The organism is Streptomyces sp. NPDC102283 (assembly GCF_044766265.1).
In the GTDB taxonomy this organism is placed as follows: Bacteria; Actinomycetota; Actinomycetes; order Streptomycetales; family Streptomycetaceae; genus Streptomyces.
Genome location: NZ_JBIWLQ010000002.1, coordinates 242,352 through 257,846 on the forward strand (window position 1 = coordinate 242,352; position 15,495 = coordinate 257,846).

Annotated in this window: 4 protein-coding genes; all 4 read right to left on the reverse strand. The window is 71.7% G+C overall.

All coding sequences use genetic code 11. The features are described 5' to 3' along the window. Window positions 1–291: 291 nt before the first annotated feature. Genes fabD through ACIRJT_RS05590 form a run of 4 tightly spaced genes read right to left on the reverse strand, consistent with a single transcriptional unit; the run spans window position 292 to window position 15,479 of the window. Window positions 292–1,581 (reverse strand): ACP S-malonyltransferase, encoded by a 1,290-nt coding sequence (gene fabD, locus ACIRJT_RS05575; protein WP_403904899.1) that lies wholly within the window; start codon window positions 1,579–1,581, stop codon window positions 292–294. After that, the gene (locus ACIRJT_RS05580) at window positions 1,581–2,645 is read right to left on the reverse strand and encodes a ketoacyl-ACP synthase III family protein (RefSeq protein WP_403904902.1); all 1,065 of its coding nucleotides are present in this window, start codon (window positions 2,643–2,645) and stop codon (window positions 1,581–1,583) included. Before ACIRJT_RS05580 ends, fabD begins: the two co-directional genes overlap by 1 nt. After that, the gene (locus ACIRJT_RS05585) at window positions 2,642–11,050 is read right to left on the reverse strand and encodes a type I polyketide synthase (protein ID WP_403904904.1); all 8,409 of its coding nucleotides are present in this window, start codon (window positions 11,048–11,050) and stop codon (window positions 2,642–2,644) included. The genes ACIRJT_RS05580 and ACIRJT_RS05585 overlap by 4 nt, the downstream gene beginning before the upstream one ends. Then, a complete protein-coding gene (locus ACIRJT_RS05590) occupies window positions 11,043–15,479 on the reverse strand; it encodes a beta-ketoacyl synthase N-terminal-like domain-containing protein (protein WP_403904906.1) in 4,437 nt (1,478 codons plus the stop codon). Before ACIRJT_RS05590 ends, ACIRJT_RS05585 begins: the two co-directional genes overlap by 8 nt. Window positions 15,480–15,495 lie beyond the last annotated feature (16 nt).

A 15,495-nucleotide genomic window follows, 5' to 3' on the forward strand; every position in this document is an offset into this window, starting at 1 on the left:
GTGGGCTCGACGGTCCGTCTGTTGTGATCCCGGCGGGTGAAAACGGCGCGGTTGCCACGGACGGTGAATCCGTCGGGTCGCGACACAGGGCTGACATGGCTGGACACCTCACCGGTGGCCGGAGTGATCCGCGTCAGACACGTGCCGGACGGACTGTTGGCGCCGTACCGGACGAGCCACACCTTCTCGTTCTCGGTCGCGGCGGTGCACCCTTCCAGAGGGTGGCCGAGTTCACCCCTGAACGTGCGCTTCCCCTACGGCAGGACGAGGTAACGGCGCGATCGGCGCTCGTCACGCGAGGGCGCGGATCGCCCCGATGGTCCGGTCCACGGCGAGGGTCCCGTTCGCGCAGTCGCGCAGCAGGGCCGTCACCCGTTCGTCCTGGTATTCACGCAGGGGCGCGGGTGGGGCCTCGGGCGCTGCGGGTGGGGCCTCGGGCGCTGTGTGGTCGATGTCGTCGCGGGTCAGGAGATGGTCCGCCAGGGCGGCGCAGGAACGGTGCTGGAAGATGACGTCCGGCTTGATCGGAACGCCGAGGACCGTCCCTGCCCGGCGGGCCAGACGCACGTAGATGATGGAGTTCAGGCCGAGCTGCCGGAACGACGCGTCCTCGTCGAAGCCCAGCGCCTCGTCGCCGATCTCCGGCCGGAGGATCTCGCGCTTGATGCGCTCGATCAGGTCCCGGCGGGGGTCGGGTGCGGGCTCCCGCACGGGTTCTTGCACGGGCTCCTGCGCGGTGGTGATCCGGTCGATGAGCGAGGTGAGCACCTTCGATTCGCCCAGTTCCGTGAAGACCGACACGCCCGCGCCTCGCAGATACCGGATGCAGTCGGTCCAGCGGACGGGCTCGGTGATCTGCTCGGCGAGCAGTTCGCGGACTTCCCGCGCGTCGGGGCCGAACGGTCGGCCGGTCACGTTGGAGATGACCGGTGTCCGCAGTTCGCCCACATCGACCGAGGCCAGCAGGTCCCGGAAGCGCGCGGCGGCCGGGGCCATCGCCGGCGCGTGGAAGGGTCCGCTGACGCGGATCGGGACGAAGCCTCGGACACCCTCCACCTTCTCGAAGACCGACCTGATCCGCGCCAGTTCCTCGCGGCTGCCGGAGAGCACGAACTGGTCGGGCGCGTTGTAGTTGGCGATGACGACGCCGGTGGCGTCGTGCCGCTTCAGGGTCTCCTCGACGATCTGCTCGGAGACACCGACGACCGCGGCCATCGCACCGCCACTGACCTGGCTCATCAGTTCCGCACGGCGTCGCACCAGCGTCAGGCCGGTTTCGAAGTCGAAGGCGCCGGCCGCGAACAGTGCGCTGTACTCGCCGAGGCTGTGGCCCGCGAGAAAGTCCGCTGGTGGCAGCTCCTCCCGCGCCGCTGACCAGTGCAGCGCGTTGACGACGTAGATCGCGGGCTGCGCGTACACGGTCTCGGACAGCCGTCGTTCCGGATTCTCCAGACAGAGCTCTGCGATCGGGTATCCGAGCACCCGGTCGGCGCGGCCACGGAGGTCGGGGAACCTTCCGAACAGGCTTCGCCCCATCCCCTTCTTCTGGGTTCCCTGTCCCGGGAACACGTAGCAGCGCATCAGATCCGCCCGCCTCCGAGGTCGAACCCGGCCCGCGGCACCGGCCACTGAGGGAGCTCGGTGATCCGGACCACGGCGCACGTCCAGGTGAAGCCGGCGCCGACACCGAGCAGCACGCAGAGGTCGCCGACGTCGACGGCGCGCTCCTCCACGAGGTGGTTCAGTCCGGCGATCTGGTCGCCCGCGCCGAGGTGACCGACGGTGCGCCCCCAGGACCAGGTCGTGAGATCGAGGTCGACGTCGAGTGCGGCGAGGACCTCGCGCTGCAGCACGATGCGTCCGAAGTGCGGAACAACGAACCGGGCGACGTCGCCCAGCCGGATGTCCGCGTCGCGCAGGGCCCGATCGACGCAGTCGCCGAGGCCGGCCCGGAAGCGGCGGGTGAACTCGTCGAGCTCCACGTCTCCCAGGTACTGCAGTTTGCGCAGACGCAGGTCGATGGGGAACGTGGGGTCGTGGTGAGGCGTGAAGGGCGCGTCGCCGCGATGCAGGCGCTCAAGGGTGGGGTCCGACACCGTGGAGGTGCTCAGCACCTGTGCGAACCCGGACCTCTTGCTGAGCACCATCGCCGACGCACCGTCACCGGGGACGATGCCGATGTCGCTGTTCCAGCGGTCGATCACCGGCGGACCGACCTTGTCGGCGGTGGTCACCAGCGCCGCCACGTCGTCGGTGGCCGCGAGGGAGCGGGCCGCGATGTCCAACGCGGTCATGCAGCCGTTGGAAGCGTTCTTGACCTCGAAGGCGAGCGCCGAATGGTCCCCGAGCACTTCCCGGTGGATGTAGGAAGCCGTCGGGTAGAGCTCCAGGCCCTGGAAGTACACGCAGGCGTGCAGCAGCAGCGCGATGTCCTCGGCCCGGTGACCCGACCTGTCCAGAGCGTCTTTGGCAGCGGCCACCGCCATCTCGGGCGGAGCTTCGTCCGTGGCCTCGCAGACCGACTCGAGCTGCGTGTCCTCGGCGTCCTGGGCGTCGAACCGGCCGTCGGCGACGGCTTGTCCGACCTTGGTCGCCGGGGGCAGGTAGGTCGCGGTACCCGCGATGAACAGGGCCTCTGTCTTCACTTCTCGTTCCCTCTCGGAGTGGTGGGGTCGTGGAGCAGGAGCCCGGCGATGGCTTCGGCGGTCGGGTAGTCGAACACCAGGGTGGCGGGCAGCGTGGTGTCCAGGCGCTTGGCGAGGCGCTTGCGCAACTGGACCATGGTGAGCGAGTCGATCCCGAGGGAACGCAGTGCTCTGTCGGCCGGCACGCTGTCGGGCCCGGGCAGGCCGAGCACGTCGGCGACCTCGCTGCGGACGAGGTCCAGCAGCAGAGCCGGCCGTTCGGCTTCGGAGGCGTCCGCCATCCGCGTATCGAGCGACTGTGCGGTCCCGGAAACTTCGGCTCGGCGCCCCTCGGTTGTGCGCTCCAGCATGTCGCGCAGCACGGGAGGCGCCTCCGCATCGCCGAGCGCGTGCCGCAACGATGCCAGTTCCAGGCGCGCGGGCATCAGCTGGGTCTCGGGCCGCGCGAGTGCGACATCCAGGGCGTTCAGTCCCTCGGCCAAGGTCAGGGCACCGATCCCCTGACGCCGCAGGCGCCCCAGCTCGGCCTTGCCGAGGTGGGCGGTCATGCCCACTCCGGACTGTTCCCAGAGCCCGAAAGCGAGGCTGAGTCCCGCCAGACCCCGCTTGCGTCGGTTCGCCGCCAGGGCGTCCAACGTCGCGTTCGCCGCGGCGTACCCGCTCTGTCCCGCGGTGCCCAGCGTTCCGGCCGCCGAGGAGAAGAGGACGAACGCGGCCAGGTCCAGCCGCTCGGTCAACTCGTCCAGCAGGCGCGCTCCCTGGACCTTGGGAGCCATCACCCGGTGCAGCCGCTCCGCGGTGAAGCCCTCCACCAGGCCGTCGTCGAGCACGCCGGCGAGGTGGAACACGGCCGTGAGGGGATGGCTCGGGTGGATCCCTTCCAGTACCGCAGCCACCGCGGCCCGGTCCGCGACGTCGCCCGCGACCAGGTCCACTCGCTCGGCGCCCGCGGCTTCGAGCTCCCGCACGAACGAGCCTGCTTCGGGGGCGTTGCCACCGCGCCGCGACAGCAGCACGAGCCGCCGCGCTCCGTGAACGCGGACCAGGTGTGCGGCGAGCGCGCCGCCGAGCTCGCCGAGACCGCCGGTGATCAGCACCGTGCCGTCCGGCTCCAGGGCGCGTGGCAAGGTCAGCACGGTCTTGTGCGCGGGCTTGAGCTGCGCGTGGCGCAGGGCGTACGGCGCGTCGCGTACGTCGAAGGCGGTGAACGCCCCCGTGTCCTGCCCCGGAGTGGGCGCGGACGGATCAGCGGCCGCCTGTGCGAAGGTGAGGTTCGCGGGCATCGGCCTGAGGGTGGCGCCGTCCACGCGGATCCGATCGCCGAGCACGCCCGCCGCACTGCCCGTGACCCGGTCACCCGCGTGCACGGAGGTGACGCCGCTGCCGGCCTCCCTGACGATCCCCGCGAACTCCAGGATCGGTGCGTGCCCCGCGCTCATCCCGGCGGCGCGCACCTCGACGCCGACTTCTGATGGCGCGAGCGGTTCCGGCGCGCCCCCGTCGTACGTGGCGGCGATGACGTCCAGCTGATCGTCCTCCCGCTGACGCACGTGCCAGCTGCCGTCGACCGGCAGGACGAGCGCCTCGACCTCCTCGACGGTCGGCCTTGCTCGTGGTACGCGGGCACTCTCCCCGCGCAGCACGCACTCCGGCTCGCCGCCGGTCTCGATCACCCGCGCCAGGAGCCGGAAGTCCGGGGTAGCGGGATCGAGGTCGATCAGGCGCAGGACGCGCTCGGGTTGTTCCGTGCGGGCCGTGCGCACCATGCCCCACACCGCGGCATGGGCCCAGTTCCCTACCTGGTCGTCAGGGTTCGATGCCACTGCGTCACGGGTGATCCAGACGAGCTCCGCGTCCCGGAGCCGGGCATCGCCGAGGCACACCTGAAGCGTCCGCAGCGCTTCGGCGGCGCTCCGTTCCGCGTCGTGCCACGGGGCGGACGCGCGGCCGGGCAGCGCGAACAGCAGTCGCCGAGGCGCATCCGCCCGGACATCGAGCCGCTTCACGAGGGCGTCCAGGTCGGGTACGACGTCGGCGCCGAGCCCCGCGCCCAACTCCGCGTCGCCGACCACGAGGGTGCCCGCAGGGTCGAAGGTGTCGGCCACGGGGTCCACGCGTACGAAGCCGACGCGGTAGAGGTGCTCGGCGAACGGGTGTCCGCGATGCCTGCCGGGCTGGAACTTCAGCCCGCCGATGCGGGCCACCAGGTGGCCTGCCGGGTCGGCCAGCCATACGGTTGCCGGCGCGAGGTCCTCGTCTCCGCCGGTTTCGAACGACACGCGTACGGTCAGTTCTTCGGCTGCGGCACGAAACAGCTCGACGTCCGACCAGATGAACGGGACGAGCGGCCCGGGAGCCGCACCCGCCTCCATCAGACCGGCGACGACGACCTGGAGTGCCGCGTCGAACAGCGACGGATGCAGGCCGTGGCCGGCCGGGTCCAGCGCGTCCGGCAGGGACACCCGCGCGTAGTAGACGCCGTCGCGGCAGGCGAGTTCGCGCAGCCCTCGGAAGGCCGGGCCGTAGTCGAGCCCGTTCGCGAGGGCGCGTCCGTAGAAGGCTTCGATGTCGAGGGCCCGGGCATCGGGCACCGGCCAGTTGTCGATGTCCGGCGGCATCGTGACGTCGACGCTCGCGCGGGTCACGCACTCCGCGGTCACGTGCTGCTGCCAGCTCAGCGGCTCGTCCGTGTCCTCGGGTTGGCTGTGGAACGCGAAGGGGCGTCGTCCGTGCGCGTCCGGATCGCCGACGGTGGCCTGGATCCGCAGCGCGCGGCCCGGAAGGAGCACGACCGGCTCCAGCAGCGTCAGGTCTGCCACGGCGTCGGCACCCGCGGTCCGGGCGGCGAACAGCGCGGCGTCGATCAGACCCGCGCCCGGCACGTAGACCCGCCCGCCGACGACGTGATCGGCCAGCCACGGGCCGTCGTCGAGCGACAGCCGGCCGCTGAACAGGTGACCGCCGCTGCCGGCGAGCGTCGTGACCGCGTCGAACCACGGGTGGCCGGCCGCGGACCGGCCTGCCGGCACCGCGACGGGCCCGGCCGGAAGTTCGCCGAGCCAGAAGCGTCGGCGTTGGAACGCGTACGTCGGGATGTCGACCTTGCCGGCGCCACCGGAGCCGAGGACCCGCTCCCAGTCCAGGGGGAAGCCTCGCTCGAACAGCGTGGCGGCCGCTCGCCAGAGCTGGTCCACGCCGTCCGAGGCGCCTTCGGAGGGTGGGCCGACCTCGACGAACACGCCGAAGCCCTCGCCGCGCAGCCGCTCCAGCGCGCGGTCGAGCCCCATGGACTCCGGCTCCGGCTCCGGCTCCGTTTCCGTCTCCGTTTCCGTTTCCGTCTCCGGCAGGTCGCGGAACCAGTAGTCGCCGCCGAGCTCCGGACCCGGCACGACCTCGCCCGTCAGGCGCGAACGGAAGGGGAGGGAAGTCCGGGCAGGGACGATCCCTGAAATCGCACCGCCGACCGCGTCCCCCGAGCGCGCGCGAGCCTGACGGGCGATGACGCGGGCGCCCTCCTCCAGGCTCAACGCCCCGCACACCACGGCGGCGGCGACCTCGCCCTGCGCGTCGCCCACCACCGCCGCCGGCTCCACACCCCAACTGCGCCACAGCGCCGCACGTCCGAGGTAGGTCGCGAACAGCGTGCACGGCAGCACGTCCGGACCGTTGACGTCCTCCTCGCCGCGCAGCACCTTCAGCACGGACCAGCCGGTCAACGGCGTCAGGACCGCGTCGCACGCCGCCACGGTGTCGCGGAACACCGCGCTCTGCTCCAGCAGTTGACTCTCCGTCCCTGGCGGCTGCGCGTCCTGGCCGCCGAATACGAAGACGATCTCCCCCGGCGCCGTGCCGGAGCCGGGCTCGACCGCCCGCAGGGCTTCGGCGGCGTCCCTGGCGTTGTCCGCGAAGACCACGGCGCGCGCGTCGAAGTGCGTACGGCCGACGGCGGAGGTGTAGGCGATGTCCCGCATCGACGCGGCGGGCCGCGCGTCGAGCCACTCGGCCCAGTGCCGGGCCTGCGCACGCAGGGCGGCCGCGTCGGTGCCCGAGATCACCAACGGGTGGACGAGACCGGGGCCGGGCCGGTCCGCGACGACGGTCTCCGGTGCTTCTTCGATGATGACGTGCGTGTTCGTGCCACTGATGCCGAAGGAGCTGATGCCGGCACGACGCACCCGCCGGGTCCGCGGCCACTTCCTCGGCTGCCGCAGGAGTTCCAGTTCGCCGCCGGTCCAGTCGATCCGGGTGTTCGGCCTCTCCGCGTGGAGCGTGCGGGGCAGCGACTCGTGCTGGAGCGCCATGACCATCTTGATGACGCCGATGACGCCGGAGGCCGCCTGGGCATGGCCGATGTTGGACTTGGCCGATCCCAGGTGCAGGGGTCGCACGCGGCCCGAGAACACGGCGGCAAGGGCACCGGCCTCGATGGGGTCGCCGAGCACGGTGCCCGTGGCGTGCGCTTCGACGGCGTCGATGTCGGCCGGGGCCAGTCCCCCGTCGGCCAGGGCACTCCGGAGCACGCGCTGCTGCGCGAGGCCGTTCGGCGCGGTGAGCCCCTGACTGCGGCCGTCCTGGTTCATGGCGGTGCCCCGAACGACGGCGAGCACACGGTCACCGTCGCGCCTCGCGTCCGACAACCGCTTGAGCACCAGGACGCCGCAGCCTTCCGCCCAGCTCGTCCCGTCGGCGTCGTCGGCGAAGCTCTTGCAGCGGCCGTCGGCCGCGAGCCCGTTGAGGCGGCTGAACTCGACGAAGATCTGCGGGGTGCTCATCACGGTCACTCCGCCGGCGAGCGCCAGGTCGCACTCGCCGCTGCGCAGCGCCTCGCACGCCAGACGCAGGGCCACGAGCGACGAGCTGCACGCGGTGTCGACGGTGAGCGCCGGCCCGGACAGGCCGAGTGTGTAGGACACCCGCCCGGAGATCAGGCTCGACCCGTTGCCAGTGATCTTGTAGCCGTCGCTGCTCCCGACGTCCCAGCGCCGGGCTACGTCGTAGTCCGAACTCATCGCGCCGAGGTAGACGCCGGTGTTGCTGCCTTCGAGGGACGCGGTGCGCAGATTGGCCCGCTCCAGTGCCTCCCATACGACTTCCAGAACGAGCCGCTGCTGCGGTTCCAGGGACAGCGCCTCACGCGGGCTGAGCCCGAAGAACGCCGCGTCGAAGTCCTCGACGTCGCGTACGAAACCGCCCTTGCGCTCGAAACGCCTGCCGGTGGCGGCGCGCTCCGCCTCCTCGATCGTGCTGAGATCCCACCCGTCCCAGCGCTGCGGGAACGGAGAGGAGGCTTCGCGGCCGTCGACGAGCAGTTCCCAGAACGCTTCGGGCGTGTCGATTCCGTCCGGGAGCCGGCAGGCCATGGACACGATCACGACGGGGTCGTCATCGTCGGGCCGCACGGGTGCCGCGGCGACGGTGGGCGGGGCTTCCGGGGCCTCGTACCGCGCTTCGGCGTGCGTCAGCAACAGGGTCGCGATGGCTCGCGGCGTGGGGTAGTCGAAGGCGAGCACGGTGGGCAGGGGGATACGTGTCCGTGCGCTGAGCCGGTTGCGCAGTTCGACCACCATGAGGGAGTCGAAACCCTGCTCGCGCAGCGTCATGTCGGGGCGCACGTCCTCCGCGGGCCGGCCGAGCAGGGCCGCGGCCTCCTCCGTGACGAGTGCGACCACTGACCCCGGGCGCTCGGGTTCGGGCAGCGCCGTCACGTCCTCGCGCCACGAGCCACTGGTGACGACCGGGATCGCGTCGTCGTGTTCGTCCAGCCAGTAGCTGCGCCGTTCGAACGCGTACGTCGGAAGGTCCGCCCTGCGCGTGTCCGAGGCAGGGAACACACGCTTCCACGGTACGGGGACCCCTTGGGTGTGCAGCTCCGCCAGAGCCCGCAGCGCCCGTTCGACACCGCCGTGATCGCGGCGCAGGCTGCCCACCACGACGGCCGCCCCGTCGGCTTCGGTTCCCTGCGCCAGGGCTATCTGGAGCACCGGATGCGGACTCACCTCGACGAAGGTCCCGAACCCGTCCGCTCGCAGGCGCTCCAGCGCGCGGTCGAAGCGCACCGGCCGGCGCAGGTTGCGGCACCAGTAGTCCGCGTCGAGCTCCGGCCCCGCTGCGCGCTCCCCCGTCACGCTCGAATAGAAGGCGATGCCCGCGTCCGCGGGGGCCAGGCCCGTGAGCTGCTCGCGCAGCGCGGGCAGCAGCGCATCCATGTGCGGGCTGTGCGACGCGTAGTCCACGTCCACGCGCTGGCAGTACGCGCCGGTGGCCTCCATCCGCGCGAGGAAGTGGTCCACCGCCTCGGCGTCACCGGCCACGACGGTCGATCGCGCGGTGTTCACCACCGCGACGGACAGCGCCTCGCCGTAGGCCGCCAGCTCCTCGGTGACTTCGCCCACCGGACGCTCCACGAGCCCCATCGCCCCGTCCGGCGCGTGGTCGTGCACGGCCCGAGCGCGCAGCGCCACGATGCGAGCGCCGTCCGCCAGGCTCAACGCCCCGCTGACGACCGCCGCGGCCACCTCACCCTGGCTGTGGCCGACGACCGCCGCGGGCTCGACGCCCCAGGCCCGCCACATCGCGGCCAGGCCGACATACATCGCGAACAGCGCCGGCTGCACCACGTCCGTGCGCGTGAAGGGCGGCGCGAGACCGTCCTGCCCCCGGACGACCCCGGCGACCGAGAACCCGGTGTGCGGGGCGAGGGCCTCGTCGCAGGCCGTCACGGCCTCGCGGAACGCGTCGTTCTGCTCCCACAGCGACCGGCCCATCCCCCACCACTGGGCGCCCTGGCCGGGGAAGACGAACGCGACGCGGCCGCGACCGGCAGCCGCGCCCGTCACCACTGCCTCGTGGCTCTCGTCCGCGGCGAGCGCCCGCAGACCGGCCACCGCCTCGTCCGTCGTGCGGGCGATCACCACGCCGCGCGTGGGGTGGTGCGTGCGGGTCGTCGCCAGCGAGTGGGCGACGTCGGACAGTCTCGGCCCGGGCTGCCCGAGGTGGTTCGCCAGCCGTGCGGCGTTGCGCGCGAGCGCGTGCGGGCTCGTGCCGGACACCGGCAGGCAGACCGGACCGCCCGCCTCCGGTGCGGCCGGTACCGCGTCGCCCTCTGGCGCCTCGCCGAGGGCGACATGCGCGTTGGTGCCGCCGTATCCGAAGCTGCTCACCCCCGCGAACCGCGGCCCGGCGGGCCACGCGGCTGCCTCGGTGACCACTTCCAGACGTTGGGCGGGGAAGTCGATGCGCGGGTTCGGTGTGCGGAAGTGCAGGCTCGGCGGAATGACGCCGTGGTGCACCGCCAGCGCGGCCTTGACGAGCCCGAGCACGCCGGCCGCCGGCTCCAGATGGCCGAAGTTCGTCTTCGCGGAGCCGATGCGCAGCGGTGCGGGCCGGTCGGGCCCGAACACGGTGCCGAGCGCGCCCGCCTCCGTCACGTCGCCCAGGGGCGTGCCTGTCCCGTGCGCCTCGACGTACGAGACCGCACCCGGCGCGACGCCGGCGTTCTGCCACGCCGACCGCAGCACCTCCGTCTGCGCCTGGTGGCCGGGGGCGGTCAGTCCGTCCGTCGCACCGTCGTTGTTGACGGCGCTGCCGTGCACCAGCGCGTAGACGCGGTCGCCGTCTGCGAGCGCGTCGGACAGCCGACGCAGCACGACCACCGCGCAGCCCTCGCCCCGGGCGTAGCCGTCGCCGTCGCCGTCGAAGGCCCGGGACAGACCGGCGGGGCTCTGGGTGCCGAGTTTCGTCAGGGCCACCGAGGTGTTCGGATGCAGCATCAGGTTGACGCCGCCGGCCAGTGCGAAGTCCGACTCGCCGGAGCGCAGGCTCTGCACGGCGAGGTGCACCGCGACCAAGGAGGAGCTCGACGCGGTCGCCACGCCCATCGCGGGGCCGCGCAGCCCCAGCGCGTAGGCGATGCGGGACGGGATCACCGAGTTGTCCCAGCCGATGGCCGAGTGGGCGTGGATCGCCTCGGCGGCGCCCTGAGTGAACAGCGGGTACTCCTGCCACATCGCGCCCATGAAGACGCCGGTGCGCGTGCCCGCGAGACTCGCCGTGGACCGGCGCGCGTCCTCCACCGCGGCGCACGCGACCTCCAGGGCGATCCGCTGTTGCGGGTCCATCTGCCGTGCCTCGGCCGATGGGATGCCGAAGTACTCCGCGTCGAATCCCGTGACGTCGTCGAGGAATCCACCTCGACGGTTCGCCGCCGAGCCGGACGCCTCCGCGTCGGCCCATGCGGTGGCGTTCCACCGGTTGGCCGGCACTTGTCGCACCGCGTCGACACCCTTGAGCAGAGCCTGCCAGAGTGCGGCCGGATCCTCGATCCGTGCCGGCAGTCGGCATCCGATGCCGACGATGGCCACCGGCTCGTGGCGGTCGTACGTCCGGGCGGCGGTACGGTCAGCCACGGGAAGCCCCGATCTCGTCGGGCGCGTAGAGCGCCAGGCATGTCTCCTCGATCGCGGCGAGCGGCTCCGCGTCGTTCAGGATCGTCATGTGGTTCGCGGCGTCGATCTCCACCAGGCGAAGACCCGGCAGCTCGCGCCCCCAGTCCTGCTGGTAGTTGACGTGGTCGAGGGAGAAGGTCTCACCGGCGATCTGGAAGTAGGGTTCGGCCTCGCCCAGGAAGAGCCCGCGCCGGTTGTGGAAGTAGGTGCACACCACGGCTTCCGGCCGCGGCAGAGGCCTGATGGTGTGCTCGCCTAGCCGGTAGGCGAGCTGGATCGCCATGTTGCGTCTGACGAACCGCACGATCTGGGCAGGTCTCATGGCGAGCCCGCGCTCGGCCGCCAGCTCCGCGAGCCGGGTGACGAAGGAGTCCTCGTCCAGGTCCTCCGCGACCTCGTCCCGGTGGACGAGACGGGCACGCAGGACCGCCGGGTCCTTCTCCCCCGCCGGCCAGAGCAGGGAATTGACGACCTGGAGAGCCGCGCTCCGCGCCGACTGGAAGCCGTTCGCGTTCGACTTCGCCAGACCCGTCTCGTCCGGCGAGTCCACCATCGTCAGCGAGGCCACGTCCTGGCCCTGTGCCTGCAGCCGCCGGGTGACCTCATAGGCGACGATGCCGCCGAGGCAGAATCCGCCGACGTCGTACGGTCCCTCGGGCTGCACCGAGCGGATGACCTCGGTGTAGTACTCGGCCATGGCCGTGAGGCCCTCGATCGGCGCGTCCTCGCTCAGCAGGCCACGGGCCTGGATGCCGTAGAACGGGCGCTCGATCCGCTCGGCGATCGTGCGGTAGGACTCGACGCCCGCGAGGGCGCCGTGGATCCAGAAGACCGGCCTGCCCCCGTTCGCGCCGTTGAGGCGCACCAGCTCCGGGGCCGGCCCGCGCGTGGAGCGGGCCCGCACCTCGGGCAGCCTCGCGACCACGTCGTTCAACGTGTCGTGCGGCTGCCACCAGTCAGGCTGGAAACCCGGGAACACATGGCTGATCCGGCCCAGCATCGCGACCAGAAGAAGGGAGTTGAGGCCGTAGTCGGCGAGCGACCTCGTGCCGTCGATCTCGTGGCGCGGCAGGCCCAGCACCGAGGCGACGAGGTCGGCGACGAAGGCTTCGCCGTCCGGAGGGCCGACGCCTGTGTGCGAGGCCTGATCCGCCGGTGGCACCTGCTCGGCGAAACAGGCCAGACGTGCGAAGGGGTACCCGGGCAGCGCGATCCGCCTGCGTCGAGCGCCGTTACGCATCAGGTCCCAGTCCATGAGCGTGCCCGCGGCCCAGTGTTCCGGCACGTGGTCGAGCCGCGTCGGCTTCCCGTCGTGCTCGGCGCCGACAGCAGCATCGACACCGTCGGCGAACGCCACGTGGGCGTGCGTGTCCGGGTCGCCGTCGAGCCAGCCGCCCAGGGTGCGAGCGGCCTCGTCCGTGCTCTGCGCCACGAACGCCAGCCGGCAGCTCATCGCTTCGCGGCCGACCTGCAACGTGTACGCGATGTCCGCCCAGGAGCGCGGATCCGCTTCGGCGAGCCGAGGCATCAGCCGGCGCGCCCGCTCGCGCAGAGCGTCGACGCTCCGCGCGGAGAGCACGAGGACCTGCGGACCCGGGTCGTCGTCCAGGTTCGCGGAGGCGATGTGCTGCTCCAGCACGACATGCGCGTTCACGCCGCCGATTCCGAAGCTGTGCATGCTCGCGCGGCGCGGCAGCGGCCGGCCGGCGTCGTCGGTGCGCTCGGGCCACGGCAGGTTCCGCTCGGCGATGCGCAGCCGCGTCCCCTTGAGCGAGAGGTCGCGGTGCAGCCGGCCGAAGCCCGGGAGCGCCGGGATCACGCCGTGCCGCATCGCCTGCGCGGTCTTCACCAGCGCTGCCAGGCCGGAGACCACCTCCGTGTGTCCGATGCAGGGCTTCACGTTGCCCAGATACGTCACGTCCTCGCTGTCGTCCTCGCTGTCGTCCTCGCTGCGGAATCCGGCGCCGAGCGCCGCCAGCTCCGCGCTGTCGGCCAGCATCGAGCTCATGCCGTGGGTCTCGATGTAGTCCACGGCGCCCGGATCGATCGCGGCGTCGGCGTAGGCGTGCGCGACGGCTGCCTTCATGCCCCTGATGTTCGGTGCCGTGAAGGACACGCCCCTGCCGCCGTGGGCCACGCCGGTGCCGCGCACGACGCAGTGGACGAAGTCCCCGTCCTCCATGGCCCGGCTCAGTGGTTTGATCAGTACGGCGGCGACGCCCTCGCTGCGCGCTGTTCCGTCGGCGCCCTGCTGGAACGGCCGGACGTCGCCGCGCGGGCTGAGCATCCCCGCGGCCCTCATTCCGCCGAAACCCGCGGGCGACATCACCAGGTTCACCCCGCCGACGAGCGCCTGTTCGCACTCGCCGTCCCGGATGGATCGGATCGCCCGGTGCAGGGCCACGAACGAGGACGAGCACGTCGTGTCGCACTGCTCGCTGGGGCCGTTGAGGTCGAGCAGGTACGAGATCCGGTTCGGCACCATCGCGGGCGACGGCAGGCTCATCAGGTCCATGTCCGCGGGCCGGTATTCGCTCTGCGTCGTGGCGACGAACACACCCGTGGGCCGGTTCCGCAGCTCGGCCGGCCGATAGCCCGCGTCCTCGACGGCGTTCCACGACGTCATCAACAGCAGGCGCAGCTCCGGCGTCACCTGGCGTGCCTCGGTCATCGACATACGGAAGAAGAGAGGGTCGAATTCATGCACCCCGTCGAGGAATCCTCCCCGCAACGCGGCTGCCTCGTCGCCGTGGCCCGCCCAGTCCACACGCTGTTGCGGCGGTGCGGTGATGCACCGTCTGCCCTGCTCGACGATCCGCCAGAACTCGTCGACGTCGTCGGCCCCGGGGAAGCGTGCGGACATGCCGACGATCGCCATGCCGTCGAACGCGGTCTCGTCGGGCTCAGACCGAGGTCGAGGCTTCACGGGATCGGGTGCCCGGCCCGGCGGTGCGGACTCCGGCGGAAGCACGTCCCGCAGATCCTCGGCGTATTCGGAGACAATGAACTCGCCCAGCTCGGCCAGGGTGTTGTGCTCGAACAGCACAGTGATGTCGAGGTCGATGCCGAGCGTCCCGCCGAGGGTCCGGGCCACGTTCACCGCGAAGATCGAATCGAGCCCGTAGTTCGAGAAGGGCTCGCCCCGCCCGATCCTCGTCCGCGGAATGTCCAGCGCCTCTGCCAGCACATCGAGCGCGACAGCCTCGATGTGGGCGCGCAGCCGGCCTCCGGGCTCGCTCCCGGCGCTGCGGTCGGCCACGGCCCGCGCCGCACTCTCGCGCACCGGCGCCACGTGCGGCGCGGACGGGCGCGGCACGGCCGTCGCCTGCCGTATGACGCCGTCGCTCTCGGCCACGATGATCTGCTGTCCCAGATCGTCGGCCTCCTGCGCCGGCAGGGTGATCGCGCGGAATCCCTCCTGCTTCAGGACGTGCCGCCAGTGCGCCGTGGAGAGCAGCGGGCTGCCCGGGATGCGCAGATGCGGGTCCTCGTAGCGCCACCATCCGTCGAGGAGACCGAACGAGAACTGGCTGAGCAGGTTGTTCGCGGTCAGCTCGTTCAGGACCAGCAGTCCGCCGGGCCGGAGAAGCGCTTTGGTGTTACGGAGGGTGTGGCGGATGTCCCGGGTGGCATGCAGAACGTTGGCGGCGACCACGACGTCGTACCCGCCGAGGGTGAGGCCCTGATCCGCCACCGGACGCTCGATGTCCAGGATTCCGCAGGTCAGCGAAGGATTTGCCGCGCCGAACGAACGCTCCGCGTGGTTCAGGAAGGCCCTTGATACGTCGGTGTAGCGATACTCGCGCACGTCCATCCGCGCGGACCGCAGCGCCTCCAGGACGACGGCGCTCGTGGCCCCCGTGCCGGCGCCGATCTCCAGTATTCGCGCGGCATCCGCCGTCAGGTCCTGTGCCCGCCGTCGCAGCCGCGCCACCAGGTCTGCGGCCAGCACCTGGTTGAAGAACGCTGACGCCGGGTTGGTCGCGTAGGCGTTCCGCACCAGCTCCAGCGATCCCCCGGGGAAGATGACGTCGGTGGCCGGTCGTCGTCCGCCGAGGATGTCGGGTAAGGCACGCAAGGTGGTCTCCACCAGGAGGTGGGTGGCCGCGAGGTCGGGATTTTTCCGCCACGCGGGCTTCTTCGTCTCCCACTCGCGCCACAGCTGCTCAAGCGGCCGATACCGCACGGCGTCGTCGAGCAGGATCCTGCCGTCCCGCCGGTCGATGTAGCCGGCCCCCTCGAAGACGCGCAGGCATTCGTCGAACCAGCCGCCGTACCCCGGCGCGAGGCCTGCCGACTCCCGTGCGGCCTCCGGAGTCTGCCCGGATTCACGGAACGCGCCGAGCGTGCGCAGGTGGGACCAGAGAAAGTCGAGCAGCAGCTGTTTCATGATCAGTCCCTTCGAA